The 23,223-nt window shown below is 68.8% G+C and carries 21 protein-coding genes, 1 tRNA gene and 1 pseudogene; 12 read left to right on the plus strand and 11 right to left on the minus strand.

Annotation, left to right across the window (positions count from 1 at the left end):
* The first annotated feature begins 419 nt into the window (after positions 1 to 419).
* On the plus strand, positions 420 to 878 hold the full coding sequence (locus tag J7E89_RS32460) for a nuclear transport factor 2 family protein (RefSeq protein ID WP_214978614.1): 459 nt from the start codon (positions 420 to 422) through the stop codon (positions 876 to 878).
* Positions 879 to 1,291: 413 nt separating this feature from the next.
* Here J7E89_RS32460 and J7E89_RS32470 read toward each other — a convergent pair whose 3' ends face one another.
* Positions 1,292 to 1,915, minus strand: coding sequence for a TetR/AcrR family transcriptional regulator (locus tag J7E89_RS32470; protein WP_251061401.1), 624 nt, complete (start codon positions 1,913 to 1,915; stop codon positions 1,292 to 1,294).
* 92 nt (positions 1,916 to 2,007) lie between these two features.
* On the opposite strand from J7E89_RS32470, the gene J7E89_RS32475 reads away from it, so the two are divergent.
* Both J7E89_RS32475 and J7E89_RS32480 read left to right on the plus strand, forming a co-directional pair.
* Positions 2,008 to 2,421, plus strand: coding sequence for a nuclear transport factor 2 family protein (locus tag J7E89_RS32475; RefSeq protein WP_214978616.1), 414 nt, complete (start codon positions 2,008 to 2,010; stop codon positions 2,419 to 2,421).
* A gap of 5 nt (positions 2,422 to 2,426) precedes the next feature.
* Positions 2,427 to 2,912 carry a DUF1772 domain-containing protein gene (locus J7E89_RS32480; RefSeq protein WP_214978618.1) on the plus strand — a complete coding sequence of 162 codons (486 nt, stop codon included), beginning with the start codon at positions 2,427 to 2,429 and terminating at the stop codon, positions 2,910 to 2,912.
* 498 nt (positions 2,913 to 3,410) lie between these two features.
* Here the strand turns inward: J7E89_RS32480 and J7E89_RS32485 are convergent, their stop codons facing one another.
* The gene (locus J7E89_RS32485; RefSeq protein WP_214978621.1) at positions 3,411 to 4,367 is read right to left on the minus strand and encodes an EamA family transporter; all 957 of its coding nucleotides are present in this window, start codon (positions 4,365 to 4,367) and stop codon (positions 3,411 to 3,413) included.
* Positions 4,368 to 4,480: 113 nt separating this feature from the next.
* On the opposite strand from J7E89_RS32485, the gene J7E89_RS32490 reads away from it, so the two are divergent.
* Both J7E89_RS32490 and J7E89_RS32495 read left to right on the plus strand, forming a co-directional pair.
* Positions 4,481 to 5,014, plus strand: a complete 534-nt coding sequence (locus tag J7E89_RS32490; RefSeq protein ID WP_214978623.1) for a MarR family winged helix-turn-helix transcriptional regulator — start codon at positions 4,481 to 4,483, stop codon at positions 5,012 to 5,014.
* A gap of 372 nt (positions 5,015 to 5,386) precedes the next feature.
* Positions 5,387 to 5,899, plus strand: coding sequence for a hypothetical protein (locus J7E89_RS32495; RefSeq protein WP_214978625.1), 513 nt, complete (start codon positions 5,387 to 5,389; stop codon positions 5,897 to 5,899).
* Here the strand turns inward: J7E89_RS32495 and J7E89_RS32500 are convergent.
* A complete protein-coding gene (locus J7E89_RS32500; RefSeq protein WP_214978627.1) occupies positions 5,840 to 6,280 on the minus strand; it encodes a hypothetical protein in 441 nt (146 codons plus the stop codon). The genes J7E89_RS32495 and J7E89_RS32500 overlap by 60 nt on opposite strands.
* Positions 6,281 to 6,576: 296 nt before the next feature.
* Here J7E89_RS32500 and J7E89_RS41355 point away from each other — a divergent pair.
* Positions 6,577 to 7,266: pseudogene (locus tag J7E89_RS41355) on the plus strand (IS5 family transposase); the annotation flags it as partial.
* A gap of 39 nt (positions 7,267 to 7,305) precedes the next feature.
* Here J7E89_RS41355 and J7E89_RS41360 read toward each other — a convergent pair.
* Positions 7,306 to 8,817, minus strand: coding sequence for a hypothetical protein (locus J7E89_RS41360; protein WP_251061402.1), 1,512 nt, complete (start codon positions 8,815 to 8,817; stop codon positions 7,306 to 7,308).
* A 513-nt stretch (positions 8,818 to 9,330) separates the two neighbouring features.
* Between J7E89_RS41360 and J7E89_RS32515 the strand changes: the two genes are divergently transcribed.
* Entirely contained in the window at positions 9,331 to 9,807 is a 477-nt protein-coding gene (locus J7E89_RS32515; protein WP_214978631.1) for a hypothetical protein, read from the plus strand.
* A gap of 453 nt (positions 9,808 to 10,260) precedes the next feature.
* On the opposite strand, the gene J7E89_RS32520 is transcribed toward J7E89_RS32515, so the two are convergent.
* Genes J7E89_RS32520 through J7E89_RS32530 form a run of 3 tightly spaced genes read right to left on the minus strand, consistent with a single transcriptional unit; the run spans position 10,261 to position 14,248 of the window.
* Positions 10,261 to 11,526 (minus strand): VWA-like domain-containing protein, encoded by a 1,266-nt coding sequence (locus tag J7E89_RS32520; RefSeq protein WP_308315674.1) that lies wholly within the window; start codon positions 11,524 to 11,526, stop codon positions 10,261 to 10,263.
* Complete coding sequence (locus tag J7E89_RS32525) at positions 11,523 to 12,785, minus strand: AAA family ATPase (protein ID WP_214978633.1); 1,263 nt, start codon at positions 12,783 to 12,785, stop codon at positions 11,523 to 11,525. Before J7E89_RS32525 ends, J7E89_RS32520 begins: the two co-directional genes overlap by 4 nt.
* A gap of 59 nt (positions 12,786 to 12,844) precedes the next feature.
* A complete protein-coding gene (locus tag J7E89_RS32530; RefSeq protein ID WP_214978635.1) occupies positions 12,845 to 14,248 on the minus strand; it encodes a hypothetical protein in 1,404 nt (467 codons plus the stop codon).
* A gap of 197 nt (positions 14,249 to 14,445) precedes the next feature.
* On the opposite strand from J7E89_RS32530, the gene J7E89_RS32535 reads away from it, so the two are divergent.
* Positions 14,446 to 14,519 (plus strand) — tRNA-Met (locus tag J7E89_RS32535).
* A gap of 220 nt (positions 14,520 to 14,739) precedes the next feature.
* Here J7E89_RS32535 and J7E89_RS32540 read toward each other — a convergent pair.
* From J7E89_RS32540 to J7E89_RS32555, 4 genes are all read right to left on the minus strand, one after another.
* Positions 14,740 to 15,486: a DUF4232 domain-containing protein gene (locus J7E89_RS32540; protein ID WP_214978637.1), complete on the minus strand. Its 747-nt coding sequence runs from the start codon at positions 15,484 to 15,486 to the stop codon at positions 14,740 to 14,742.
* A gap of 403 nt (positions 15,487 to 15,889) precedes the next feature.
* On the minus strand, positions 15,890 to 17,113 hold the full coding sequence (locus J7E89_RS32545; RefSeq protein ID WP_214978639.1) for a GDSL-type esterase/lipase family protein: 1,224 nt from the start codon (positions 17,111 to 17,113) through the stop codon (positions 15,890 to 15,892).
* Positions 17,114 to 17,461: 348 nt separating this feature from the next.
* Entirely contained in the window at positions 17,462 to 18,325 is an 864-nt protein-coding gene (locus J7E89_RS32550; RefSeq protein WP_214978641.1) for an ABC transporter permease subunit, read from the minus strand.
* Positions 18,322 to 19,233 carry an ATP-binding cassette domain-containing protein gene (locus J7E89_RS32555; RefSeq protein ID WP_214978643.1) on the minus strand — a complete coding sequence of 304 codons (912 nt, stop codon included), beginning with the start codon at positions 19,231 to 19,233 and terminating at the stop codon, positions 18,322 to 18,324. The genes J7E89_RS32550 and J7E89_RS32555 overlap by 4 nt, the downstream gene beginning before the upstream one ends.
* A 133-nt stretch (positions 19,234 to 19,366) precedes the next feature.
* Between J7E89_RS32555 and J7E89_RS32560 the strand changes: the two genes are divergently transcribed.
* The 4 genes from J7E89_RS32560 (at position 19,367) to J7E89_RS32575 (ending at position 23,133) form a co-directional block, all read left to right on the plus strand.
* Positions 19,367 to 20,602, plus strand: coding sequence for a sensor histidine kinase (locus tag J7E89_RS32560; protein WP_308315675.1), 1,236 nt, complete (start codon positions 19,367 to 19,369; stop codon positions 20,600 to 20,602).
* Positions 20,599 to 21,255, plus strand: coding sequence for a response regulator transcription factor (locus J7E89_RS32565; protein ID WP_214978645.1), 657 nt, complete (start codon positions 20,599 to 20,601; stop codon positions 21,253 to 21,255). The genes J7E89_RS32560 and J7E89_RS32565 overlap by 4 nt, the downstream gene beginning before the upstream one ends.
* Positions 21,256 to 21,531: 276 nt before the next feature.
* Positions 21,532 to 22,542 (plus strand): M20/M25/M40 family metallo-hydrolase, encoded by a 1,011-nt coding sequence (locus tag J7E89_RS32570; protein WP_214978675.1) that lies wholly within the window; start codon positions 21,532 to 21,534, stop codon positions 22,540 to 22,542.
* A 153-nt stretch (positions 22,543 to 22,695) separates the two neighbouring features.
* Positions 22,696 to 23,133, plus strand: a complete 438-nt coding sequence (locus J7E89_RS32575; protein WP_214978647.1) for a hypothetical protein — start codon at positions 22,696 to 22,698, stop codon at positions 23,131 to 23,133.
* Positions 23,134 to 23,223 lie beyond the last annotated feature (90 nt).

Consider the following 23,223-nt stretch of genomic DNA (forward strand, 5'->3'; position numbering starts at 1 on the left):
CTTCACGAGCCTTCTAGGGCCCGCCCGGTGATCCAAACGAAACCGCCCAGCCGAGATGCGGCACCAGCTGAAAGCCCCGCTCCTCCCACGCGGGGCCGCCCCACGTCAGTCAGATGACCGGCCGGCTTGAGTCGTCGGGCAGGTAGGAAACCCGGCTGCTGGTGTTGAGTCGGGACTGCGGGTCGGAATGACCGGCCCGCCTTCAGCTCCGTCCTGGGCCGCCCGGCGTGATGATCGTGACGCACGCCAGGAGCCCCGTGGCGACAGGCACCCTCCCCGACCAACCGGAAGTGGATACACCCTCGGCTCAGCCGCTCATTACCCCCGGGGTAATCGACCGCTCTCCCCTCCCCCGGCAGGATCAAGCACATCGACGGGAACCCCCGCCGGGATCCGGCCGCAGCCGCGAGGAGAGCACCATGTCCGTCAAGTCCACTGCCACCCCTGTCAGTTCCGCCACCACCGGGAGTTCCGTCGCCGAGGCCACCCGGGCCGTCGTGCAGGAGTTCCTTGCCGCCCGGATGGCCGGGGACACCGGGCGGCTCGTCGCGCTCTTCGCCGACGAGGTCGACTGGCTGCTCGCCGAGAACCCCGTCGTCCCGTGGATCCGCCCGCGGTCCACCGCCGCAGAATGCGCCGCCCAGTTCACGGCGTTGATGGAGCACACCGTGCCCGAGGACGCGCGCGCCTCCGTCGACAGCTTCCTCGTCGAGGGCACCGGCGCCGTTCTGATGGGGCACCTGTCGGGGACCGTACGCGCGACGGGAAAGTCCTTCGAGGGCCCGTTCGCGCTGCACCTCACCGTCGAAGACGGCCGGATCACCAGGCACCACCTCTACGAGAACAGCCTGTCGATCGCCGAGGCCTGCGCCCCATGAGGGAGCGGGCGACCGAGCCCCGAAGGGCTGTCCTGCGGCCGCTCGGGTCGCGGGCAGCCGCAGGCGGGTTCCGGTCAGCCGCGTAGTGTGCGGCCGCTCTGCAAAGCGTCGACCGGCCTGCGGGGCAGCCGCGGTCACTGCGGAGCGGGTCGTTCTCGACCTCAAGCACGTTCACGACCCGTACGAAGGCAGCGAACGCCAATCGCGTCGTAAAGAGCGTCAGCAGCCGAGGACCCTCCGGTAGTTCGGGCCGTGAGGCCCGCCGACGCGGCATCCGGGCAGTGATCCCCGTACCGGCAGACCAGCGACGCCACCGTCTACGCCGAGGCAGCCAGGGCGGCAGGCCACCCGCCCGTCGACCCGCACGTTGCGGACATCTACCTCTGAGCTGCCCGGTGATCCACGCGAACCGCCTATGGCGCCGAGTTCCGTAGCCTGACCCCCAGGAGGGCGAGTGTGGAAGTCCGTAGCCAGGTTGCCGCCTCTTCCACTGACATGCGGTCCGCCCCGACTTCGTCGCCTGCCGCGTGGCCGAGAGCGGTGACTGCGGCCACCAGCCAGGGAGCCGACGGTGCGGAATCGAACTCGCCTGACGCCTGCCCCTTCTCGATCAGCCGGGTGAGCCGGGCTGCGACGGGCTCATGCCGAGCCCGGTCAACATCGGCGCCGGCGCGGGTGCTTCCGAGCTGAAGGAGCACCGGGTTACGTTCGAACAGTCGCCAGCCGATGTCCTGCAGCCGCAGAATCGCGTCCAGGGCGGTACTGCCGTCCTCTTCCGCCTCGTCCATCGCAGCCATGGCCTCGCCCGTGATCCGGTCGGCGACGGCCTCCAGAAGACCGTCCCGGGTGCCGAAGTGCGCGTAGACGGTCTGGCGGGTGACGTTGGCCGCGCCGGCGATGGCGGCCATGCCGGCATCGGGGCGCTCGGCCAGCAGCCGGACCGCGGCGTCCAGGACGGCGGTCCTGCTCCTCTCGGCGTCGGCGCGGCGGCGAGGCCGAACCCGCGTCGAGTCGCCCGGGGTCTCGAAAGCAGTCAACTCTTACACCCTTGTCAGAAATAGATGCCTTCGCTATATCTTACAGACACGTAAGAGATCGTTGTGGTGCAGTCCGCCTACAGGGCAGGAGCATGGTGAAACCTCTCGACACGAAGTCTCCCGAGCAGTTCGTCGCCGACTTCTTCACGCCCTTCACCCAGGCCGTGGTCCATGGCTCGGAAGACGCCTCGGATGTGATGGCCAGGTACTACACCCGTGACGTCGTCCAGGTGGCCGACGGTGTACGTCTCGACTGGGACCGCCTCGTCGCTCACCTCCGCCCGGTACGCAAAAACCAGCGAGAGTTCCGGTTCGACGTGCACGAGGCGTTCGCGGACGGCGACAGGATCGCGGCCCGTTTCACGATTCACGCCCGGATGCGCAAGGGCGGACCGGTGGTCACACGAATCCACATGTTCGCGGACTTCACCCCGGACGGCCTGCTGCGACGAGCCGAACAGCTCACGCGGACCGTGGCTCCCGCCGAACCGGAGACCTGGGAGTGATCCGCATGCGCATCCGACTCGTACAGGGCGCCGCACTGCTGTCCACCGGCGCCCTGGCAGGCGCATTTGGCTACGGAGCGGCCAACCTCGTCCCCACCTTCAACGCCGTACCGCTCGACATGCGGCTGTCCTTCCACGCCCAGTTGATGCAGATGAACGGCATCACCATGCAAGGCGCTATGGGCATATCCGCGCTGAGCGCCCTCGTGCTTGCCGCCGTGACGCGTGGCGCCTCGCGGTGGCTGGCCGGAGGAGCGGGGCTTCTTGCCCTGGCGTCCTTCCTGATCACCCGTCTTGGCAACGTTCCCATCAACGGCCGTATCAAGCAGTGGGCAGCCACCTCGGCACCCGCCGATCACGCCGAGATCCTGGCTCGCTGGGAGGCGTTCAACTACGCCCGTACAGGCACCGCGTTCGCTGCTTTCGCGCTGCTGATTCTCCTTTCCCTGCGCCGAAGCCACTCTGCCCACGATCCAAACGCCAGACCATAGGCGACGTTCGGGCTCCAGCCCCTCGATGCCGTTCCCGCCGATTCCGGCGCCGGCAGCTTCGCCCTCGAAACCCCTGAACCGCATCGTGATCGAGCGGCAATGAGCCATTTCCAACCTCACGCTGACGCGCGGTGAAGGACGGCCTTCACGAAGTCGGTGATGCGGCTAGTGGCTTCCATCGCCTCACGAGGCACCCCCGGAAGGGAACCGGACCGGGCGGGCCGGCACCCCTGATACGCCTTGTCCGCCAGCAGCGCATGACCGCCCGGCGTGACACGCCGCCATCGGTGCCGATCTCACGACGGCAAGCGGTCAAGTGCCGGCCCGGACTGCCGCCTCCGCCTTCCGGGCGGCCGCCACATTGTCCGAATGCGCCAAGCCGTGGGCTATGACGTTGGATTCCACGCGCTCACCACTCTGGCCAGCGGCAATGGCACTCGAAATCTTTACACTGAACACCGATTGAACGCGAACGCTTCAGGTGTTGCTCACGAGTCATCATGAACGCCTCCCTTCGGCTGTCGACGGTGACTTCGGTTCGGGTACTGCGGGGTGTTGGCTGTTAGGGGAATCATGGGGGCGGTGCCCTCGCGGGTTGACCGGTCGCGGTTGCGCGAGCAGCACGGCGCTGATAATCACCAGGATTCCGACCAGCTGCAGCATCGACAATGTCTGACGCAGAAACAGATATCCGAGGAGGGTTGCGACGATCGGACTGCCCAAGGCAAGGAAGGAGACCGCCAGTGCCGGCAACCTCTCTATCCCGCGGAACCATATTGCATAGCTGATGACAGCACCCAGGGAGACGAGATAGCCAAACCCGATGATGTTCGTTCCACTGATGGTGGTCGGTAGCCCCTCGATGGACAGTGTGAAAGGCAACGACACGAGGCCGCCTGCGGTTAGCTGCCAGCCGGTGAAGGGAAGTAGCCCCACTCCGTCTGGGCGCCCCCACAGTTTGGTCAGTGTGATGCCGACAGCCATGCTGACTGCTGCGGCCACCGCCGCCGCCACACCGACATAATCCAGTGCCGCTGCCCCCTTGAACACAAGCAAAACGACACCGCCTGCGCCGAGCGCGCAGGCCGCCACGTGCGTGTACCGAATCCTGTCCCCGATGAGCAGCGCCGCCAAGAGCAGCACAAGCATCGGCTGTACCGCCATGATCATTGCCGCTATGCCACCCGGTAGACGATAGGCCGCGACGAACAACAGGAAGTTGAACGCGCCGATGTTGAGCGTTCCGAGCACCAGGGCGCGCCACAGCCATACCCCGGTTGGCAGCGTGCGGGCGAAGGTCAGCAGAATCAGGCCCGCGGGGAGCGCCCGCACGGTGCTGGCCAGTAGCGGGCGGTCCGGCGGCAACCACTCAGTCGTGACCAGATAGGTGCTTCCCCAGATCGCCGGTGCCAGCGCCGTCACACCTGAGGTGAGGAATTGCCGGCCGCTCTTCATGGCGCACCGCCGTCCGTACCGAAGTGCCGGTCACCAAATTTCGCTAACAACAGGCAACATGCGATAGTTTCCATGGAAGGTAGATTAGTTTCCATGGAAGAGATGGTCAAGTCATGCCTCAGGACGTCGACTCCGTCGCCTCGCCCTCCGACGCCGACGCCGACGCGGTAGATCTCATCGTCGGCCAGTGGCGCGGGGAGCGGCCCGACCTCGACCCCAGCCCCATGCACGTGGTCGGACGCATCACCCGTTTGCACTGGGCGCTGGACGAGCGGCTGTGCCGGGTCTTCGAGCGCTACGACCTGGGCAGGGGCGAGTTCGACATGCTCGCCACTCTGCGCCGCTCCGGCGCTCCTTTCGAGCTGACCGCCGGTGAGCTGCGCGGGTCGACGATGGTCACCTCGGGCGCGGTGACCAAGCGGGTCGACCGGCTGGAACGCGCCGGGTTGGTCAACCGCCGAGCGGCCGAGGACGACGCGCGAGGCCGACTGATTCGGCTCACCGACCGGGGGCGAGAGCTCATCGACGAAGCGGTCGAACAGCACGTCCGCAACGAGACGCGACTACTCGCCGGACTGACCGCCGATGAGCGGAGCGCCCTGACCGATCTACTGCGCAAGCTGGGCCAGACGTTGCCGAGCGAATAGGGCTGGTGGTGTTGAGGATGGTCCCGGATTTACGAACGCCTTCGTCCGGGCCATCTCCATCGCCTCGGCCAAGTCCGGCGCGAGGGCGGCCCGTACGTCGAAGGCCTCACGAATGTCGCGGTAGACGATCGCGATTCCAACGCCGAACCCGCCGGCGAGTTACCTGACCGGACTCCACATCGCAGGCACCTTCCTGTGATCTGCACGCTGACTTGAAGTCGCCGTCGGAGCAGAACGATCGCATGCTCCCGCCTCGACTACTGGCACGAGGCTGGAGCGCCCCCCTTCCGAGGCCCCGCCCCCGTACGAGGACCCGTATTTCGACGACTACCTGCCCGGCAGCCGCGAGGCGCCTTCTGGCACGATCGAGGTGTGGAAGAGCCCTACCGCTACCCGCCCGTGGAAGCCGACCGTATCGACCCGTTGGACGGTGAGGGCGATGGGGAGACGGCGCCATACCTGATCTACGGCTGGCGCCGGACCACGTACGCGTTCGCCGATCCTGACAAGGACTACGGCGGACATCTGGTCCAGTGGATTCCCATGGGCTACATGGTTCTTCGCCACGCCCAGAAGGTCGCCGCGTACAGGGACGGCGAGAGGGTGCGAGAGTGGCCGGTGCCGCAGGGCGAGCCGCTCGTGGATCCGCCGCGGCGCACGTCGAGCGATCCGTACTACGACGCTCTGCTGAGCAGTTCGGCCGCCTCCCACGCAGCGTGGCAGCGCAGCGCGTGCGGGTACCTGGTCATGACACGGTCCGTGCCGGACAGGAAGCCTCAAGATCCCTACGATCGGGCCGAGGCCTTGGCCATGACGGCCGAGGCCTCACGGACGGAAGGCCTGGCGGCACTCTGGTACGTCTACCGGGCCGAGAACTGGCACTGACCGACGGTCACGAGTCCGGGCCGGCCGCGCAGGGCTGGATCTCGACGCCCGCCGCGGCGAAGGGCCGCAGGAGCACTGGTAGTGCTCCTGCGCGAGGCTTTCGCGGTGGTAAACCGCCCGTGCGGCAATGACGTACGCGGACTTGGCGCCCGAGAGCAGGCCGGAGCGGAACGCGTTCAGTTCGTCGGCACGCGGCAGCAGGGTCGACCTAACCTTGGCCTGCAACTCGGACTCGTGCGAAGCGGAGAGCTTGAGCGCGCGGCTTGCCTCGCGGCCGCCCTGGCCGCGGAGGCGCACCATGTGGTCGTAGACGGCGGCGAGCGCGTCGGGGGCCAGCTTCGCCGCGGTCCCGATGAACCGGATGGTCACCGCGTCCAACATGTGCTCCTCCTCGCACCGGAACCGGCCGAGGGGGCAGCCTATCCTCCGATGTGCAGGACGAGTACGACTGCATGCTCGCCCCTCTCCTCCAGCGGCTCCGTGGTGGCGCTGACCATACGGAGATCGGTGAGTTCCTGCGGCACGAGCTGGAGGATCATTTCGGTCTCGACCCTCTGGGCCTGCGGTCGGACGTGAAGGCCGCCCGAGTGGTGGCTTGGCGGACAGCTGCAGGCGAGGCCGATGGCACCGGCTGCCTGTAGCCGCTCCCTCCAGATCATCTGATCGTTTGTCCTGGTGTGCCGTTGACTGACGCGCAGTGGGCGCGGATCCAGCCGTTGCTTCCGGACCGGACACCGAAGAGGGGTGGCCGGTGGCGGGATCACCGAGAGGTGATCGACGCCATCGCGTGGAAGTTTCGGACAGGGGCACAGTGGGTGCAGCTGCCAGAGAAGTACGGCAACGGGCGGGGCGTCTACAACCGGCTTCGGATGTGGTCCGCCGACCGGCACTTGGGAGCGGGTATTCACCGGGCTTCTGGCACAGGCGGACGCCGACGAGGACCTGAACTGGGTCATCTCGGTGGACTCCACGATCGTGCGAGCCCACCAGCACGCGGCCGGAGCCCGAAAAAAAGCGGCTCCGGCCGACGAGCCGGACGACCACGCCATCGGCCGATCCCCCGGTGGGCTGACCACGAAGATCCATGTCGCGGCCGACGGCAACTGCCGGTCCCTGGCCTTCCACCTCACCGCCGGACAGGCCGGTGAGCACTTGCCTTCGCTGACGTGATGGCCGGCCTGCGTGTTCCCCAAGGGCGTGGGCGGCCCCGGACCCGGCCAGAGGCCGTCCTGGCAGACAAGGCGTATTCGTCACGGGCTATCCGCGAACACCTCCGGCGGCGCGGCATCAGGGCGGTCATCGCCGTTCCGGCCGATCAATGCGGCCACCGCCTGCGGCGCGGCAGCCGGGGTGGCAGGCCGGCTTCACCCCGGGCGGGGGGCCGATCACCGATCCGCTCGGTTCGCTCAGCGCAGTTCCAGGCCGAGTTCCTTCTCCAGCACAGCGGCCTGTTCGGGCGTGGCGAAAACGAAGTAAGTCTCGTAGTTGGCGTCCCTGAGGCGCACGAACTGCACCACGTAAAACCGGCGCGTGTCGTGGCCCGGGTCGGGGTCGACGTGGTCGATGAACTCCACGATCGCCAGGTGGTCGAGGTAGTCGTCCGACGTGTGCTCGGTCTGTTGGGTCACCAAGACGCCGTTGCGCGCAAACTCCAGGACCTCGCCGTTCACCTCGTCCTCACGCAGCCGGACGTCGGTGATGGTGACCGCGCCATCGGTGAGTGCCGCGGCCTCCTTCAGGATGCCCGCATAGCTCTCCTCCAGATCGTCGACATCGTCCCCGTGAGCTGAGATCGCCACACCGAACGCTTCCAGCGCGTCAGGCACTTCATGGGGTGGCAACTCTTGGTATGCGAACTCGGCGTACTTCGCGAGGACGCTGTCGACTTTCTCCCGAGACACCATGGCCAACCGCTGGAGTAGCGCCCCCACGTGTGCGTACGAGGACGACCTGAAGCAGAACAACACGTCGGACAGCCCATCCTTCCCCTTCCCATCGTCCTCCTTGGGGAGCAGCTCACGCAGGCTCTCCAGCGGAACCGCCGCGCCCCCGACCCGCTTGTCCGGCTGATCCACGAACGGCACCTCGGTCCACACGCTCTCCCGCGACCCCGGGACCCCGGGGTCGGCGTCAGAATCGAATGGGATGTACTGCCACACCGCCCCCTTGTTCCGCCGGATCACCTCGCCCATGTACCAGCAGGCGCCCTGCACGAACGGCTCGTCCCGTGAGGCGTCGAATTCCTCCACCGTGGCGAACCGCTGCCTCACCACGGCTTCCAGCCAGTCCAACGTGTCGGGGTGGAAATTCCACCTCCACGCTCCGTCGAACGCGTTCTCGGCCCAGGCAGGGAGCGCCTCCGTCCGCTCGGCCAGCCACGCCGTCAGCGCCGGATCCTCCGGCAGCGGCGCCCTGGGGTCCACGCGCGGCGTGTGCTCCTTGACCGGCTCCCACCCCGGAACGGAGTGCTGTCGCTCCGCCACGGCCTGCCGCAGCCGCTCGATCTCCTTGGCGAACGCTGTCCCGGTGCGGATGCGGAGGGCGTACGAGATCAGCAACATCGGTGCGACGGGCGAGAGTTCCAGTTCCGCGTCCGGCCAGACGACAGGCTGCCCCGGGAGATCGTCGACCGGCCGAGTGTTCCAGCCCCAGGCACCGCCGGCGATGCCGAGCAGGACTTCGCCGAGATAGGCCATCGCGCTCTCGACGAACTCGGTCCGCTTCTTGGTGTCTTGGACGGAGTCGTAGTGCTCCAGCAGGCGGGCCTCCAGAGTGTCCAGCGACTTGGGGGTGTAGTCGAAGGAGAAGCCCTCGAGGAGGAGCACCTTCTCCAGGAGTAGCAGTTGGTACGGCAGGTCGCCCATCCACTTCTGAAGCAGATGTTGTGGCGAGTTCTCCGGCTGTGTCTCAGTGCCCATGCGGAAACTGTAGGGGCGCACACTGACAGCGTCCCATTCGGCAAGTGGGGCCGCGCCGACGGCAGCTGAACTGCCGGACAACAGGCGCAGGTGGCGTGGTCTCAGTGGGGTTGCGCTGTGATCGCACGCCGACCTCCAAGACCTCGGCTACCGCGGCAGCCACCAGACGATCAGCGCAGGTCACTGGGTGGATGATGCGACATCCTGAGCACCTGAGCACTCCATGGACACGTCCGTGCTTTCCAGCATCTGAAAGTCTGGATCTCTGGCACTTGCGCCGACGATCTGCCAGGGCTCCACACCTTCGCCTCAAGGGAGGACTGGGACGCGGCGTTCAGGGCACGACACCTGCTCGAACTCCGGTCCGGCGGAAGGCCGGGGCAAACTCCCACGCCTCCGCAAGCGCGTCCTGCTCACCGCCACCCGCCCCCCGGCACAGCCAGCAACCGCGTGACGTGTCCGGTGATTGAGGGAAATAGAGTGAGTCCCTCGACGACTCGGCGGGGGTACGCCATGGAAATCACCGTCCAGTGGATACGGACGTCCTGGACGAAGGAGTCCCGGGGAGAGGAAGCTGCCTCGCGCAGGAACGCGGCCCCGGGCGGCTTCGCTCTCCCGCACGATGCGGCCCCCTTCGCGCATGTAATTCGCATGCATGAGTGTGACGGCTTCGAGCCGCATTACAGCCGGGAGGACCTGAGCAAGGTCGATGTCCAGTTCCGCGAGGCAGATGGTCTTCGGCTGCGCGTGTTTCCCCGAGTGCAGCCCTTGTTTGGCCTGCCACCTCGGCAGCGGCGGCCTCCCGGTGTCCGGCTCGTCCCTGGCCAGTGGGTGCGCTGGCAGCTCAACTACCGCTTCAGCAGTGCACTGGGGATCCGGGGCTGGTCGTACTGGCTGGACACGTTCAACATCGCCTACGGCCCCGTGAACACCGATGTGTTCCTGTCCACGCCCCCCGTGTTCATCGACGAACACGGACCGCTCCGATAACCCCGTCCTGAACGTCGACCACGGTGCCAGATGGCGTTGCGTCACCGAGGCCGACACCATCGATCGTCCTCACGGAATTTGCGCCTGATCCGATTCCTGGTGCCGCGCGTCAACCAGCCCGGTCTGGTTTCCAGAGATGTGATAACGGACTGGGGGCGGAGCCCTTCAGCGAGGTGCGCCATTTCCACGCACGTGCAGCGCCACGCACGGGCCGTTCAGGACTCGTACGGGCTGTGCCGGCAAGCCGGGCGTGAGCCCCCGGTACGTCGCGATCGTTGGCACCGCAAGCATCCCCAGCACGGCTCGCCGCTATAGCAGTTGAAACAGCCCCGCTCCTCGGAGTACTCGCCACCCCCGCCAGCGCGCCGACCCTTAATCCGGGCGGCGCACCCATCCCTGAGAAGAAGGCCAACCACAAAGCGCAGGGCTCTTGTCCATGCCGTCCTGAGGGGCTCACCGAGCCGCAGAGGACGGCCCGATGTCAACCACTCGCGCCCACGCGGGCGGCGAGTCCGGAACGTACTCGGGATCGTCCTCGTCCCACGACCGGGCCGCATGCTGCCGAGGAAACAGACCCACCACCGTCCGGCACGGTGGTCGCATGCCCGGCCAGGGCGTCTGGCCGTCGGTCAGCACCACGATGACATCGGGGCGGGACTGCGCTCGGAGCGCCTTGGCGAAGCCGGTTCGCAGATCCGTGCCCCCGCCGCCCACCAGCGGTATTCCTTCGGCACGGCACAGCGGGTGCACGATCCGGGCCGCCGCGTCGCACGGCAGCACGGTGACCAGGTCGCGACGGCCGCCCACGGCACGGGAGATCGCGGCAACCTCGAGGAGTGCGCTGCCCAGTTCGGTGTCGCTGACCGAGCCGGATGTGTCTATGACCACGGAGACCCGAGGCGGCCTGCGCCGCAGGCTCGGCAGAACAACGCCGGGCAACCCGGCCGAGCGCCGCGACGGCCGGCCGTACGTGTAGTCCTCGCCCGCGCCGGAGCCCGAAGCCGCCGAGCGGATCGCCGCTCCCAGCAAATCCCGCCACGGTTGCGGCGGGTGGAAAGCCTCCTCCGCCCACCGCTGCCACCCCTTCGCGGCGTTCCCCGGACGGGCGGTGATGCCCTGCGCCACCCGGAACCGGACCGCGTCCTGTTCCTGCTCGCTGAGGCCGTACGCACCGTCCGGTCCCAGCTCCCACTCCCGTTCCAGTCCGTCGGCGCCGCTGCCGCAGTCCAGCCAGGTCATGCTCTGCGTACGCGGCCCGAGCCGGAACTGGCGCAGGTAGTCCTCCATGAGCTCCCCCTCGGGCAGCCCCAAGGAGGCCGGTACGACGGCGCCTTCGGGCCGGACCAACCCGTCACCGAACACGTCGTCGTTGATCTCGCAGTCCGCGGCGATGTTCATCCGCAGCCGCTCCCCCGGGCCCATCAGCCCACGCTCCCGGGCGACCCGGTCGCTGCGCCCGTGGTGGTCGCGCAACAGGTGTGACACCTCGTGCACCCATACGCCGGCCAGTTCCTCCACCGGTGTGTGATCCACGAAGGCCGGCGAGACGTAGCACCGCCAGTGCCGGTCGACAGCCATCGTCGGTACCCGCCGGGACTCGACGGTGTGCAGGGCGAAAAGGGCTGTCGCGAGGTAGAGCCGGACCCGGGCGGCGTGCAGTCGGGCGGCGAAGAGCTTGTCGAGGTCCAGAGCCCCGGTCCCCGGTGCGTCTGGGGTCACCGGCCCGCCTTCGCGGCGACCGCGACCCGCGCGGCAGCGTCGTCCGCTCGCCGGGACAGGGACACCGCTCCGGCGAGCCCCTCGATCGATGCCGGAACGTCCCAGTCCTCCTGGCGCAGCGTGGCGAGGGTGGTCGCGGGCACGACCACCAGGTCCGCGGCTCCGGTCTCCACCGCCCGGACCAGGAGCGCCCACGCCGCGTCCCAACGAGACTTTTCCGGGCGCCGGCGGACCGCCGCCACCACGCCGTCGAGCACTGCTTGGCGTCGATCCCCCCGCTCGGGCAGGACGGCAGCCGCGGGATCGGCGAGAAGCACCTCGGGGTCCGGGAGGTCCATCCGGTCCAGGGCGGCCAGCATCTCCAGCCCCGGACCGTCTCCCACGGTGCCCCTGACCAGCAAGGAAAGCACTTCCCGGGAGGAGCCGGCCGCGGTCGCGAAGGCGATCAGGCACAGTGTCATCTCCCAGCTGCGGGGAGACGGCCAGGGGCCGCCCCGGCGAGTCTCACTGCTGGGCAGCCGGTGCACGAGCGCCGGGCGGGCGGTGAGGAGCCCGCACACCGCGCGGCGGGCGAAGCTCACCGCCTCCGACAACTTCTCGGGGTCGAGCCGTGGCAGTGTCGCCCGGGGCCAGGTCCCGCCGAGGCCGCGCACCACGACCTCGTGGTCATGGGTCCACTGCAGATGAACGAACCGGTTGGCCAGGGGCGGGCTCAACTCCCAGCCGTCGGAGGCGGAGGACCGCGGATTGGCGGCAGCTACGATCCGTACGCCTGGCGGCAGTTGCAGGGAGCCGATCCGCCGCTCGAGCACGAGGCGGAGCAGGGCGGACTGAACGGCCGGCGGCGCCGTGGACAGCTCGTCCAGGAACAGCAGCCCCCGGCCGGCCCGTACCAGACGGACTGCCCAGTCCGGCGGGGCCATCGGGACACCCTGTTCCGCGGGATCGTCTCCGACGATGGGCAGGCCCGAGAAGTCGGACGGCTCATGCACACTGGCGATCACTGTGGTCAGCGGAAGGTCCAGGGCCGCTGCAAGCTGTGTCAGTGCCGCGGTCTTGCCGATCCCCGGCTCACCCCACAGGAGCACGGGCAGGTCGGCAGCCACGGACAGAGTCAGGGCCTCCAGTTGTGTGTCGGGGCGCGGTTCGGTGGTCGTGTCGCGCAGCAGGGTCAGCAACTCGCCGGCGAGGTCGAGCTGCGAGGGGTTGGCTGGGTCGGAGAGGGTGCGGGTGGCAGCGAACGGGGTGTATGTGGGCATGTTTGATCACCTATGGGTTCGTGTAAGTCGAGTGGATGGCAGGGGACGGAGGTCCCCGGTCAGCGAGAGGTCGCCTGGCGCGGGTGTGAGCGGCGGTCACGGGGACGGCGACGATCCGGGCGAGTGGGGCCAGGTCCGCGTCCGATCAGACCTGACCTGTACAGCCCGTATGTGATCCGCCGCAGCGCGGCCCTCTCCAGTTCGTCCCGCAGAGCACCGGCGCGCAGCAGTGCGTCGGGGCCCAGCAGACCCTCGACGACGGCCAGCGCACCTGCTGTGTCGCCGTGATCAAGGCGTTCGCGGACGCCGGTGAGGCAGTCCGGATGACGGTGCGCCTCGTCGATTGCCCGCAGGCAGGGCAGCGGAGTGCCGGTCAGTGCGATCAGCAGTTCCTCCCGGCGGATCTCGGCCGGGTCGTGATCCAGCGGGGCCAGTACTCCGTCGACCAGGGCGATCCGGTGCTGAGCTCCCCGGCACTCCACGAGGCGCGGTTGTCCTGCCCGGTCCGGACTCTGGGACGGACCGGCCGGCGAATGATCCGGTACGAGCGCCGAGGCGACCAGCGGGTGCAGCCGATCGGCCTCGATCGAACCAGTGCGGACCAGTTCCAGGTCGGGCAGCACCCAGGTCGCCGCGTCGGGCAGGACGGGCAGCCCGAAGGCGCCGCCATCTGTTGACGCCGCCGCGATCCTCAATGCGGGCGGCCGTACGCCGTCGCTCTCCGCGACCAGGTCCAGGACCAGCCGATGCCGGGCCCCGAACCGCACGGTGACGGCACCGGTGGACCGTCCTTCGGCGCGGAGGAGAATCCCAGCCTCGGCCGCCCACCGGTCAACGGCGCAGCGGTGCCCCTGAGGCACCGTCTTCAGCAGCTCCGGGGCCGGCACAGGGCGGCCGTCGGCGGGCAGCCGATCGGCCCCGGACCGGATCCGCAGCTCATCGGTCCTGCGCGCGTCCCACAGGTGGCGGTGCAGGTCGAGGCGGAACCGCTGGTTGGGACGGGGGTGCGGATGGCGGGAGGCGCCGGCCTCGGAGTGGGATCCGTCCCACAACGCGAGGCTGATCCGCTGACCCGCATCCGCCCAAGCCGGCGGAGTCCGGGCCACCAGGTGCAACGCGCTTGCGCCGTCGCACTCAGCGGTGTCGTACCGAGCCAGAGCGATGGTCAGACCTGGGCGCAGCAGCCCATCAGGAGCGATCCTCGGCATGTGCCAGCGCAACAGGTCAGGCGCCAGATGACGGAGATCGGCCCGGATGTGGGCTGCGAGCTCCTGGCCATGGGTACGCGCCACGGAACGAAGATTGAGGTCGACATCGATGCCTGCGGCGGCGCACGCCCCCGCCCAGTCCCCGGCACAACGGCGGGCGGTCGCAGTCTCGATCATGGATGGCGGCACGGCGAATTCACGCACGCGCTGCCAGAAGGAAAGGCGGGAATCCCTGTTCGCGGTCTGAGTGAGCATCAGCACTCACCTTGCGCGGACGGGACCCCCAATCTGTCAACAGTATGAGTCGTCATCGCGGCGATCATAACGCTCCTCATCTCGATCGGCCAGGCCAATTGGCGTGCCTAGTGGCCGAGTACAGCGCTAAGTCCCTACGCCGTCCGGAAAAAGGAGCCGTTGCCTGCCCCACAGTGCCGTAGGGTGGTGTTTACCGACGCGGGGTGGAGCAGCTCGGTAGCTCGCTGGGCTCATAACCCAGAGGTCGCAGGTTCAAATCCTGTCCCCGCTACTGCCCAGAAGGGCCCGGATCCTGGTGGATCCGGGCCCTTCTGCCGTGCGGTCGGCGAGCGTGCTGCGCGCGCTCGGCCTTTTCGTCCGAATCCGCATCCAGCTCGCCAGCGCACTGGGCGGTTTCCGGGCTCACCGCACCGAGGTTTTTGAGGCCATGCCCCGACCGAGGTCGGGGCATGGCCTTGTGCGCATTCGGGTCAGTGCGCGAGTGCGCCGGCTTAGAAGTCGTCGGCGCCGTTGCGCAGCTCGTACGTCCAGTAGCCCGTCTTCGCGACCGCGTCGTTGACTGCGATGCCGCCCTTGGGCGCGGTGACTGTCTTGCTGCCCTCGGCGGGGCCGTCGGCGGCGAAGAGGTTCACGTAGAAGGAGCTGACAGCGTGGTTCTTCTCGTCGACGCCGCCCTGGTTGATGCGTACGGCCGCGTACGCCGGGGCGCCTGCGCTCAGCACGATGGGAGCGCCGGGCTTGCTCTTGGCGACGGACGGGACGTCCTTGGCGGTCTGGGGTACGTCGCTGAACGCGATCAGCGGGTACTGGAGCAGCGTGCAGTCCTGGCCCGAGACGTTCGTCGCGGTCAGCGTGATGTGCGTGGTGGGTACGCCGTCCTGCTTGGCCGCGGAGATCCTCACGTCGTCGACGGTGCAGGCCGGGGTCTTTGCGCTGGGCTTCTTGTTGGAACCGGCCTGCGTGGCGGAGCCGGTGGAGCCGGAGGTACCCGAACCGGAGGTGCTCGTGCCGGAGCTACCCGAACCGGAGGTGCTCGTGCCGGAGGTGCCCGTGCCCGCCTTGCTGCCGGCGGCTGTGTCCTGCTTCTCGGCGCCGTCCCCGACGGACTTCGAGACCGAGGCGGACTCGGCGGCCCCGTCGCCCTTGGCGCTGCCGTCACCGCAGGCGGTGAGCGTCAGGCTGAGGGCGGCTGCGGTGGTCGCGGCGAGTACGGCAGGGCGGTGGATGAAGGTACGCATGTGGGGCTCCCCGTGTGATGCGGTCGGTGCGGTCGATGCCATGTGCTGACAACTGATCTGCTCACAGCTTCGGTCCCTGCCCTGCCGTTCCGCTGACGTACCACTGACGTGCCGGTAACGCCGCCCGCTCGTGACGGCAGCGTCGGCTCGGCTCGGTGCGTCCCTCGGCGGCTCGTGGTGAGTTGGCCGGGCCCTGGGCGTGAACCGTGGCCCTTGCATCCCGTTGGAGGGCGGCACGGCGGTCAACGAGACGTCCAGGCGCAACCGTACGAAGGGCAGCAGACGACGCAAGTACCCATGCCGATGGTGGTGTCAACGCTGATCTCGGCGACGAGGTCGAGGGTGTCGTGGATGCCCCGCTGGTGGGGACCGGACGCGGGCGAACCGTCACCGCCGTTACGGTTTAGCCCCGCTGGGCGGCGAACGGGCCGCCGGAGCCGAAGGCCAGGGCGGCGAAGCGTTCGCCGATGCGGCGGTGTGTGGCGGCGTCCGGGTGGAGCTGGTCCGGCAGCGGCAGTTCGGCGAAGTCCGCCTCGCCGTAGAGGTCGCGGCCGTCGAGGTAGTGCAGGTGCGGGTCGTCGGCTGACCGCTGCTTCACGAGGCGGGTCAGTTCGTCCCGGATAACGTTGAGGGTCAGCTTCCCGCCGGCCCGTTCGCTGGGGTCGCCCATGGCCAGGAACTGGAGTCGTCCCGCAGCGAGGTTGCTGAAGTCCGGGGCGCTCGGGCCGGGAGTGTCCTCGTGGATGGGGCACAGGATGGGCGAGACGACCAGGAGTGGAGTGGTGGGGTGGCCCTCGCGGATGGTGTCGAGGAAGCCGTGCACCGCGGGGCCGAAGGCGCGCAGGCGCATCAGGTCGGTGTTGACGAGGTTGATGCCGATCTTGACGCTGATCAGGTCCGCGGGGGTGTCGCGCAGAGCGCGGGCGGTGAACGGGTCGAGCAGGGCGCTGCCGCCGAGGCCCAGGTTGGTCAGTTCCACACCGCCGAGGGAGCCGGCCAGCGCGGGCCAGGTTGTGCTCGGGCTCGCGGCGTCGGAGCCATGGCTGATCGAACTGCCGTGGTGCAGCCACTTCTTGCGGCCCCCGTCCGGTAGGGGCTCGACGGGGGCGTCGGTGCGCAGGGCGACCAGCTCGGTGATCTCGTTGTACGGCAGCCAGATCTCGACGTCCTTGACACGGTCCGAGAGGCCGGAGAACCGTACCGTGCCGACCGGGCCGGGCCGGGTTTCCGCGGACCCGGTGGTCATGTCCACCATCAGGACGTTGCCACCGGTCACACTGGCCTGGCCGGCCGGCCGCCCGTCGACGAGCAGGTCGTACACGCCGTCGGGGCGGGGTGGGGCGCCCTGGTAGGCGTTCTTGGTGCGGAGCGCATCCAGTTCGACGGCGGTGGCCCGCGTGCGGAACACCAGCCGTACGCCGGAGGGCTGGGCCTCCGCCATGGCCAGCTGCCCGTCGGCGCACTGTGCACGAGCCCGGGCGGGCAGCCGGTGCGGTAGCACCCCGTGTTCGGTGTGCTCCAGATCCAGGGCGCCGCGCAGGAGGTCCGTGGTGATGGGCGTGGTGATCCAGTCCGTCGCCCGGGCGGCCCTGGGGGCGCCGGGGACGTCGTCGAGACGGTCGTTCATGGTTGCCATTCTGCCGGTCGGATGCATGGCCCACCCAATGATTTTCCGCCCATTCCCCTCGTGGAGACCGGCCCTTCACAACGCCCCGGCCGACCGGCGCAGTCGGCTATCAGCGTCGTACCGGCCATGGATGCCCACTGCTCAAAAATGGCTCAGCTACAGGAGGAGGGCCGCACCGCCGCTGCCCAGGACGTCGCGCACATCTCGCCGTACCTGACGGAGTGCACATCCGCCGGTATGGCGAAGTACTGCGCCCACCAACTCGGCCTCCAGACCGAGGCGTACGCCCCGCAGGCCGCAGGGCGTACGCAGCCAGTCCCCCGCCGCCATGGCGAGGCGGGCGTACGTTCACACATCACGCCGCCGCACGGCGAGCACGGTGAGCACTGTCGCGGCGAGCGGCCAGAGCGCGAAGGCCGTCCACGATTCGGCCACCGTGGGCAGGGCGGAGCCGGTACGGGACTGAAGTTGGGACAGGCAGGTGCGCCACGCGTAGTAGGGGAACATGCCGTACAGGTCGTTCGCCCACTGGTGAACGCTCGGTTTGAAGAAGCCCGGCAGGACGACGAGGACGGCACAGGCCGTGACGACGGTGGTGGCGGTGTGCCGCAGGAGCGCTCCGATGCCCATGCCGACCAGGGCCGCCACCGGCGCGAGCAGCGCGTTCGCCACGAGCACGCGTGGGACTCCGGGATCGCCCATCGAGAGGCCGATGCCGCGGCCGGACAGGATGGCCTGGCTCACGCTGAACGTACCCACCGAGACGACCACGCCGACGGTGAGCATGACGCCCGCGACGACCACTGCCTTGGCCACCACCACCCGTTGGCGGGCCGGTACCGCGGTCAACGTGGTGCGGATCAGGCCGGAGGCGTACTCGCCGACGATCGTCAGGGCCCCGACGCTGCCCGCACCGATCATGAGGAGGGCCACGCCGACACCGCTGAGCGCCTCGGTCATCGGGTCGTAGTGGAACTTCTCCTGCGGTCCGAAGTCCGGCCAGTTGCCGTACGTGTCGAGGCTGCTCTGCGCGGCGAGCCCGATCAGGACCAGGACGCCGAGCCCGAGCACCCAGTAGGTCGAGCGGAGCGACCACAGCTTGATCCACTCGGCGGCGATGAGGTCGCTCATACGGATGCGCGGTTCCACCGGCGGCACGGACCGGGCGGTCGTGGCCGGCCGGGGCGTTGTCAGCGGGGCCGCCCCGGTCATCGGCGATCACCCGCGAGGTAGTCGGCGCGGTCGGCGGTCAGTTCCATGAACGCTTCCTCCAGCGAGGCGCTGCGCGAGGCGAGTTCACGCAGCAGGATCCGGTGTTCGAAGGCCAGCTCGCCGATGCGGGCCGCGGTCAGCCCCGTTACCGTGAGCGACTCGGCTCCGTCCGTTCGTACGCCCGCACCCTCGGGGGTCAGGACGCCCGCGAGCCGGGTGGGGTCGGGCGTGCGCACGGTGACGCGGGTACGGGTGCCGCGCGCGGCGAACGCGGTGACGGTCTCTTCCGCGATCAGCTCGCCGCGGCCGATGACGACGAGATGGTCGGCGGTGTTCTCCATCTCACTCATCAGATGGCTCGATACGAGCACCGTGCGCCCCTCGGCGGCCAGCCGCTTGAAGAGGTCGCGCACCCACCGCACGCCCTCCGGGTCAAGGCCGTTGACCGGCTCGTCGAAGAGCAGCACGGGCGGATCGCCAAGGAGGGCGGTCGCGATGCCCAGCCGCTGCCGCATCCCCAGGGAGAACCCGCCGACGCGGCGGCGCGCAGCGGCGGCCAGACCCACCTCCTCCAGGACTTCCCGCACCCGGCGGCGGGGCAGACCGTTGCTGCGGGCCAGCGCAGACAGATGGGCGGCGGCGCTTCGGCCGGGGTGGACATCCCCGGCGTCCAGCAGCGCACCGACGTGGTGCAGTCCGGCCTGCCGGTGGGCGAACGGGCTCCCGTCGATGGTGGCGGTTCCGGCGGTGGGCCGGTTCAGCCCGAGGATCATGCGCAGGGTGGTGCTCTTGCCGGCGCCGTTCGGTCCGAGGAACCCGGTGACGTTCCCGGGCCGTACCGTGAAAGTCAGCTCGTTGACGGCGAGAACGTCGCCGAAGCGTTTGCTCAGTCCATTGACTTCGATCATGCGGTCCACGTTGCCGCCGGCCAGGCCCGTGCCACATCGGTCCACGGGCAGGAATCGAAGGTGCCGCATCTGCCTGAAGGCATACGCCTGCAGGCTGATGCCGGGGCATGGGTGGCAACCTACGATCGCAAGCGTGCCCGACATCACGCCCCACCGGCCTCCCGCTCCACGGCTTCAGCGACTGCTGATCTGTTTCGGCGTGGCTGCGCTGGGTCTGGCGCTGTACGCCACGATGGCGGGCGGCCCGGTACCGGGCAGTGGGCAGGAGAGCCAGGGCGCCGCCCTCGCCGCGGTGGCGTTCGCGATGGCCGCGCCGCTCGGGTGGGTACGGCGACAGCCGTGGCCGGTCCTGGCGGTTCTCCTGGCTGAGGCGGCCGGCGCGGCGGCTCTGGGGCTGCGGGCCGAGCAGTTCTGGCCCCTCTTTCCAGCCGGGCACCTCCTGGTCGGCCTGCTCGCGGCCACGCGCGCGCCCCGTGCCGGTCTCGCCGCGGCAGTCGTCACGCTCGCCGTCCAGGAGACAGTCCTGCAGCTGGACCTCTTCAGGGACGGCGGCTGGGCCCGCGTACTGGCTCCGGGTTATCTCGGCCTGACGACCTGCCTCGCCCTCGCGGTCCTCTTCGCCTGGTTGACAGGCACATCTGTCCGCCAACGGCGCGAGTACGGCGAGGCGTTGCGCGACCAAGCCTCCGCCCAGGCCGTTACGGCCGAGCGGCTGCGCATCGCGCGCGAACTGCACGACATGGTCGCCCACAGCATCGGCGTCATCGCGATCCAGGCCGGCGCCGGCAGCCGGGTCATCGGCAGCGCGCCCGAGCAGGCGCGGAGCTCGCTGCAAGCAATCGAGGCCACCAGCCGGGAGACCCTGCGGGGACTGCGGCACATGCTCGATCTACTCCGCCAGACGGATCCGGAGCGGGAGCCGTCCCCGGAACCGGCCCCGTTCGCGGGGCTCACAAACCTCGACCGGCTGGTCTCGACGACGGCGGACGCCGGAGTCGAGGTGGAGGTACGGCGCCGGGGGGAGCAGCGCCCGCTGCCCACCGCCGTCGACCAGTCCGCCTTCCGCATCATCCAGGAGTCGGTGACCAACGTGGTACGGCACGCGGCCACCCAGCACTGCCGGGCGACAATCGACTACCGGCCCCGCGAACTTCTGGTCGAGGTCGTCGACAACGGGCCCGGCCGCACAGCCACCGCCAACTCCGGCTACGGCATCCGCGGCATGCGCGAGCGGGTCGCGCTCCTCGGCGGCAGCTTCACCGCCGGGCCACGGCCCGAAGGCGGCTTCCTGGTCGCGGCACGCCTGCCCCTGCCCCCCGCCGCGGCGGCCCCGACGACTTCGACAACTGCGACGGCCGAGGCCCCATGACGATCCGCGTCGTACTCGCCGACGACCAGGCGCTGGTGCGCGCCGGGCTGCGCATGGTCATTGACCACAGCCCGGACATCGACGTCGTCGGCGAGGCCGAGACCGGCACCCAGGCGGTCGGTCTGGCCAGGGAACTGCGCCCCGACGTCGTCGTCATGGACATCCGCATGCCCGGCATGGACGGCATCGAGGCAACCCAGATGATCACAGCCGATTCCCCGGGAACCCGTGTCGTCATCCTCACCACCTTTGACAGCGACACCAACATCTACGCCTCGCTGCGCGCCGGTGCGAGCGGCTTCCTCGTCAAGGACATGGCCCTGGAGGACATCCTCACAGCCATCCACGTAGTCGCGGCGGGCGACGCCCTGATCGCGCCTAACGTCACCCGCCGCCTCATCGCGGAGTTCGCCGGCCGCCCCGAACCTGCCCCACCGCCGGCGGAGCTCGCCGGTGTCACCGCGCGGGAACGCGAGGTACTGACCCTCGTGGGGCGGGGCATGTCCAATGGCGAGCTCGCGGCTCACCTCCACATCAGCCCGGGTACCGCCAAGACTCACGTTGCAAGCCTGCTCTCCAAGCTCGGCGTCCGCGACCGGGTCAAACTCGTCATCATCGCCTACGAGGTGGGACTGGTGTCGCCGTCCCGATGACGGACGGTCCCGGCAGACGGGCCATTGGCGTGCGACGACGGCGGGCGGGGGTACCGGGCCCTCCTGTCCTGTACGACGCGACAACGTCGAGCGGCGCCCTGCCCCAGGTGTGCGGCTGAGCCCGGCTCACCGTGCCGCTCGCGCGGCGGTGCCTGCACCGGAATGCACTGTCGGACCACCTCTGACGGTGCCCCCGACGCCCCGGCGGCTGAATCGAGTTGACGTAGGCGGCACCCAGCAACAGCACGGCGTACCAAGTACCCTGGCAACGTGACGATGCACAGGACCGTCGACGTGAGTGTTGACGCGATGATTGAGGACCTCAGGACGCTCGTCGAAATCGAGTCTCCATCGCGCGATCTCGACGCTTTGACGGCCTCGGCCAAAGCTGTCGCCGCTGTCATCGAGAGCCGCCTTGGCGGGCAGGCCCTCCTCATCGAGAGCGAAGCCGGGCCGCACGTCCACTGGTCAGCTGGTGGCGACCCCAAAGTACTGATCCTCGGTCACCATGACACGGTGTTTCCGCTCGGGACCCTTGAACGCCGTCCGTTCATGGTCGAGGACGGGCATGCGACCGGCCCCGGGGTCTTCGACATGCTTGGCGGTTTCGTACAGGGCGTTCATGGCCTGGCGACGCTCGATGACCTGTCAGGTGTCGAGATCCTGATGAATGCCGACGAAGAGGTCGGCTCCCGCTCCTCTCGAGCTCTCATCGAAGAACGAGCCATTGCTTGCGGCGCCGTACTTGTGCTCGAGGGCGCCGCGGACGGCGGAGCCCTGAAGACCGGCCGTAAAGGCTGCGGCACGTTCCAAGTATCCGTCGCGGCGCTCGGTCGACCCGACATCGGCACGACTGTTACCCCGACCGTCGCGTCGGCAGGATCCATGGGCAAGGTTGTTCCCGCAGAAGCGACCGTCATCGTGGACGTCCGGGTCGAGTCGGCCGGCGAAAGGGAACGAGTTGAATCTGCGTTCGCAGCACTGGCTCCCCATCTCGATGAGGCGGAGATCTCGGTTCAGGGAGCCATCAGCCGGCCTCCGATGCCCGAGTCGGCGTCCGCCGAGCTCTTCGCGGTGGCCAAGCAGTTGCTTCCTGGCCTGGAAGGCAAGTCAGTCGGCGGCGGAAGCGACGGCAACTTCACGGCCGCACTAGGAGTTCCAACACTCGATGGCCTTGGAGCAGTCGGGGGCGGCGCCCACGCCGACCACGAGTACGTGGTGATCGAAGCGATGGCCGAGCGGGCGAACCTTGTCGCTGGATTGGTGAAAGCGATTCAGAACAGATAGGAGACCGGGAGCATGCGCGACCTTTGAGCGATCACGGGGAGGCCGCGACCGGTGATCACCGGGATTCGCACCACCGTTACGGCTGCGAGGGCAGCCCTCTTCGCCTCATCGGCGACAATGCGGGGCCGCTGATCGCCTCACTCAGGAGTCTCCGTGTCGTCCAGGAACTCGGACATCGACTTCACGTTCAGGCACGAGGTCCCGGTCCGGGCCACCGTCGATGCCCTGGCCGCCGCAGGGTGGTCGCTGGAGGAGCCTCTTGGCCTCTCGTACGTGGTGAACGACAACGACTTGTATGACTGGCAGTCCACCACAGGCGATCGTACCGAAGAGGTCCTGACTCTCCTGGACGCGCCCGAGAACGCGGAGTACCACGTCGCCGTCTGCATCTACCACGCCCAAGCGGACACCGGCGGTCAGCTCCTTTTCTTCCCGCGCCGCACAGCCTGCAGTTTCATGCCGACCATCAACCGGCGCAACCTGCCCGGCTCGCGTCTCTTCACCGACGTGGCCTGGTACCTTCACGCGCTGGTGCCGCCCCTGCTGGCCGTTGGGCTGGATGGCTACGAAGCACGGGACATCGGCTTTTGAAGCGCGGGGGTCGGATACGCGCGGGCTTGCGGAACTAGTGGTGCTCACGCGGGAACTCGCTCGCAGATCGCTGTTCTGCCGCGAACCACG

This window comes from Streptomyces sp. ISL-100, from assembly GCF_018614615.1.
Taxonomy (GTDB): Bacteria; Actinomycetota; Actinomycetes; order Streptomycetales; family Streptomycetaceae; genus Streptomyces.

Bases quoted from the DNA above. Each gene is read 5' to 3' on its own strand.
- J7E89_RS32570 (WP_214978675.1), top strand. From the start codon at position 21,532: ATGCACAGGACCGTCGACGTGAGTGTTGACGCGATGATTGAGGACCTC.
- J7E89_RS32545 (WP_214978639.1), bottom strand. From the start codon at position 17,113: ATGAACGACCGTCTCGACGACGTCCCCGGCGCCCCCAGGGCCGCCCGG.
- J7E89_RS32565 (WP_214978645.1), top strand. From the start codon at position 20,599: ATGACGATCCGCGTCGTACTCGCCGACGACCAGGCGCTGGTGCGCGCC.
- J7E89_RS32525 (WP_214978633.1), bottom strand. From the start codon at position 12,785: ATGCCCACATACACCCCGTTCGCTGCCACCCGCACCCTCTCCGACCCA.
- J7E89_RS32480 (WP_214978618.1), top strand. From the start codon at position 2,427: ATGCGCATCCGACTCGTACAGGGCGCCGCACTGCTGTCCACCGGCGCC.
- J7E89_RS41360 (WP_251061402.1), bottom strand. From the start codon at position 8,817: ATGGGCACTGAGACACAGCCGGAGAACTCGCCACAACATCTGCTTCAG.
- J7E89_RS32555 (WP_214978643.1), bottom strand. From the start codon at position 19,233: ATGATCGAAGTCAATGGACTGAGCAAACGCTTCGGCGACGTTCTCGCC.
- J7E89_RS32515 (WP_214978631.1), top strand. From the start codon at position 9,331: ATGGAAATCACCGTCCAGTGGATACGGACGTCCTGGACGAAGGAGTCC.
- J7E89_RS32475 (WP_214978616.1), top strand. From the start codon at position 2,008: ATGGTGAAACCTCTCGACACGAAGTCTCCCGAGCAGTTCGTCGCCGAC.
- J7E89_RS32550 (WP_214978641.1), bottom strand. From the start codon at position 18,325: ATGACCGGGGCGGCCCCGCTGACAACGCCCCGGCCGGCCACGACCGCC.
- J7E89_RS32460 (WP_214978614.1), top strand. From the start codon at position 420: ATGTCCGTCAAGTCCACTGCCACCCCTGTCAGTTCCGCCACCACCGGG.
- J7E89_RS32500 (WP_214978627.1), bottom strand. From the start codon at position 6,280: ATGTTGGACGCGGTGACCATCCGGTTCATCGGGACCGCGGCGAAGCTG.
- J7E89_RS32540 (WP_214978637.1), bottom strand. From the start codon at position 15,486: ATGCGTACCTTCATCCACCGCCCTGCCGTACTCGCCGCGACCACCGCA.
- J7E89_RS32530 (WP_214978635.1), bottom strand. From the start codon at position 14,248: ATGCTCACTCAGACCGCGAACAGGGATTCCCGCCTTTCCTTCTGGCAG.
- J7E89_RS32485 (WP_214978621.1), bottom strand. From the start codon at position 4,367: ATGAAGAGCGGCCGGCAATTCCTCACCTCAGGTGTGACGGCGCTGGCA.
- J7E89_RS32490 (WP_214978623.1), top strand. From the start codon at position 4,481: ATGCCTCAGGACGTCGACTCCGTCGCCTCGCCCTCCGACGCCGACGCC.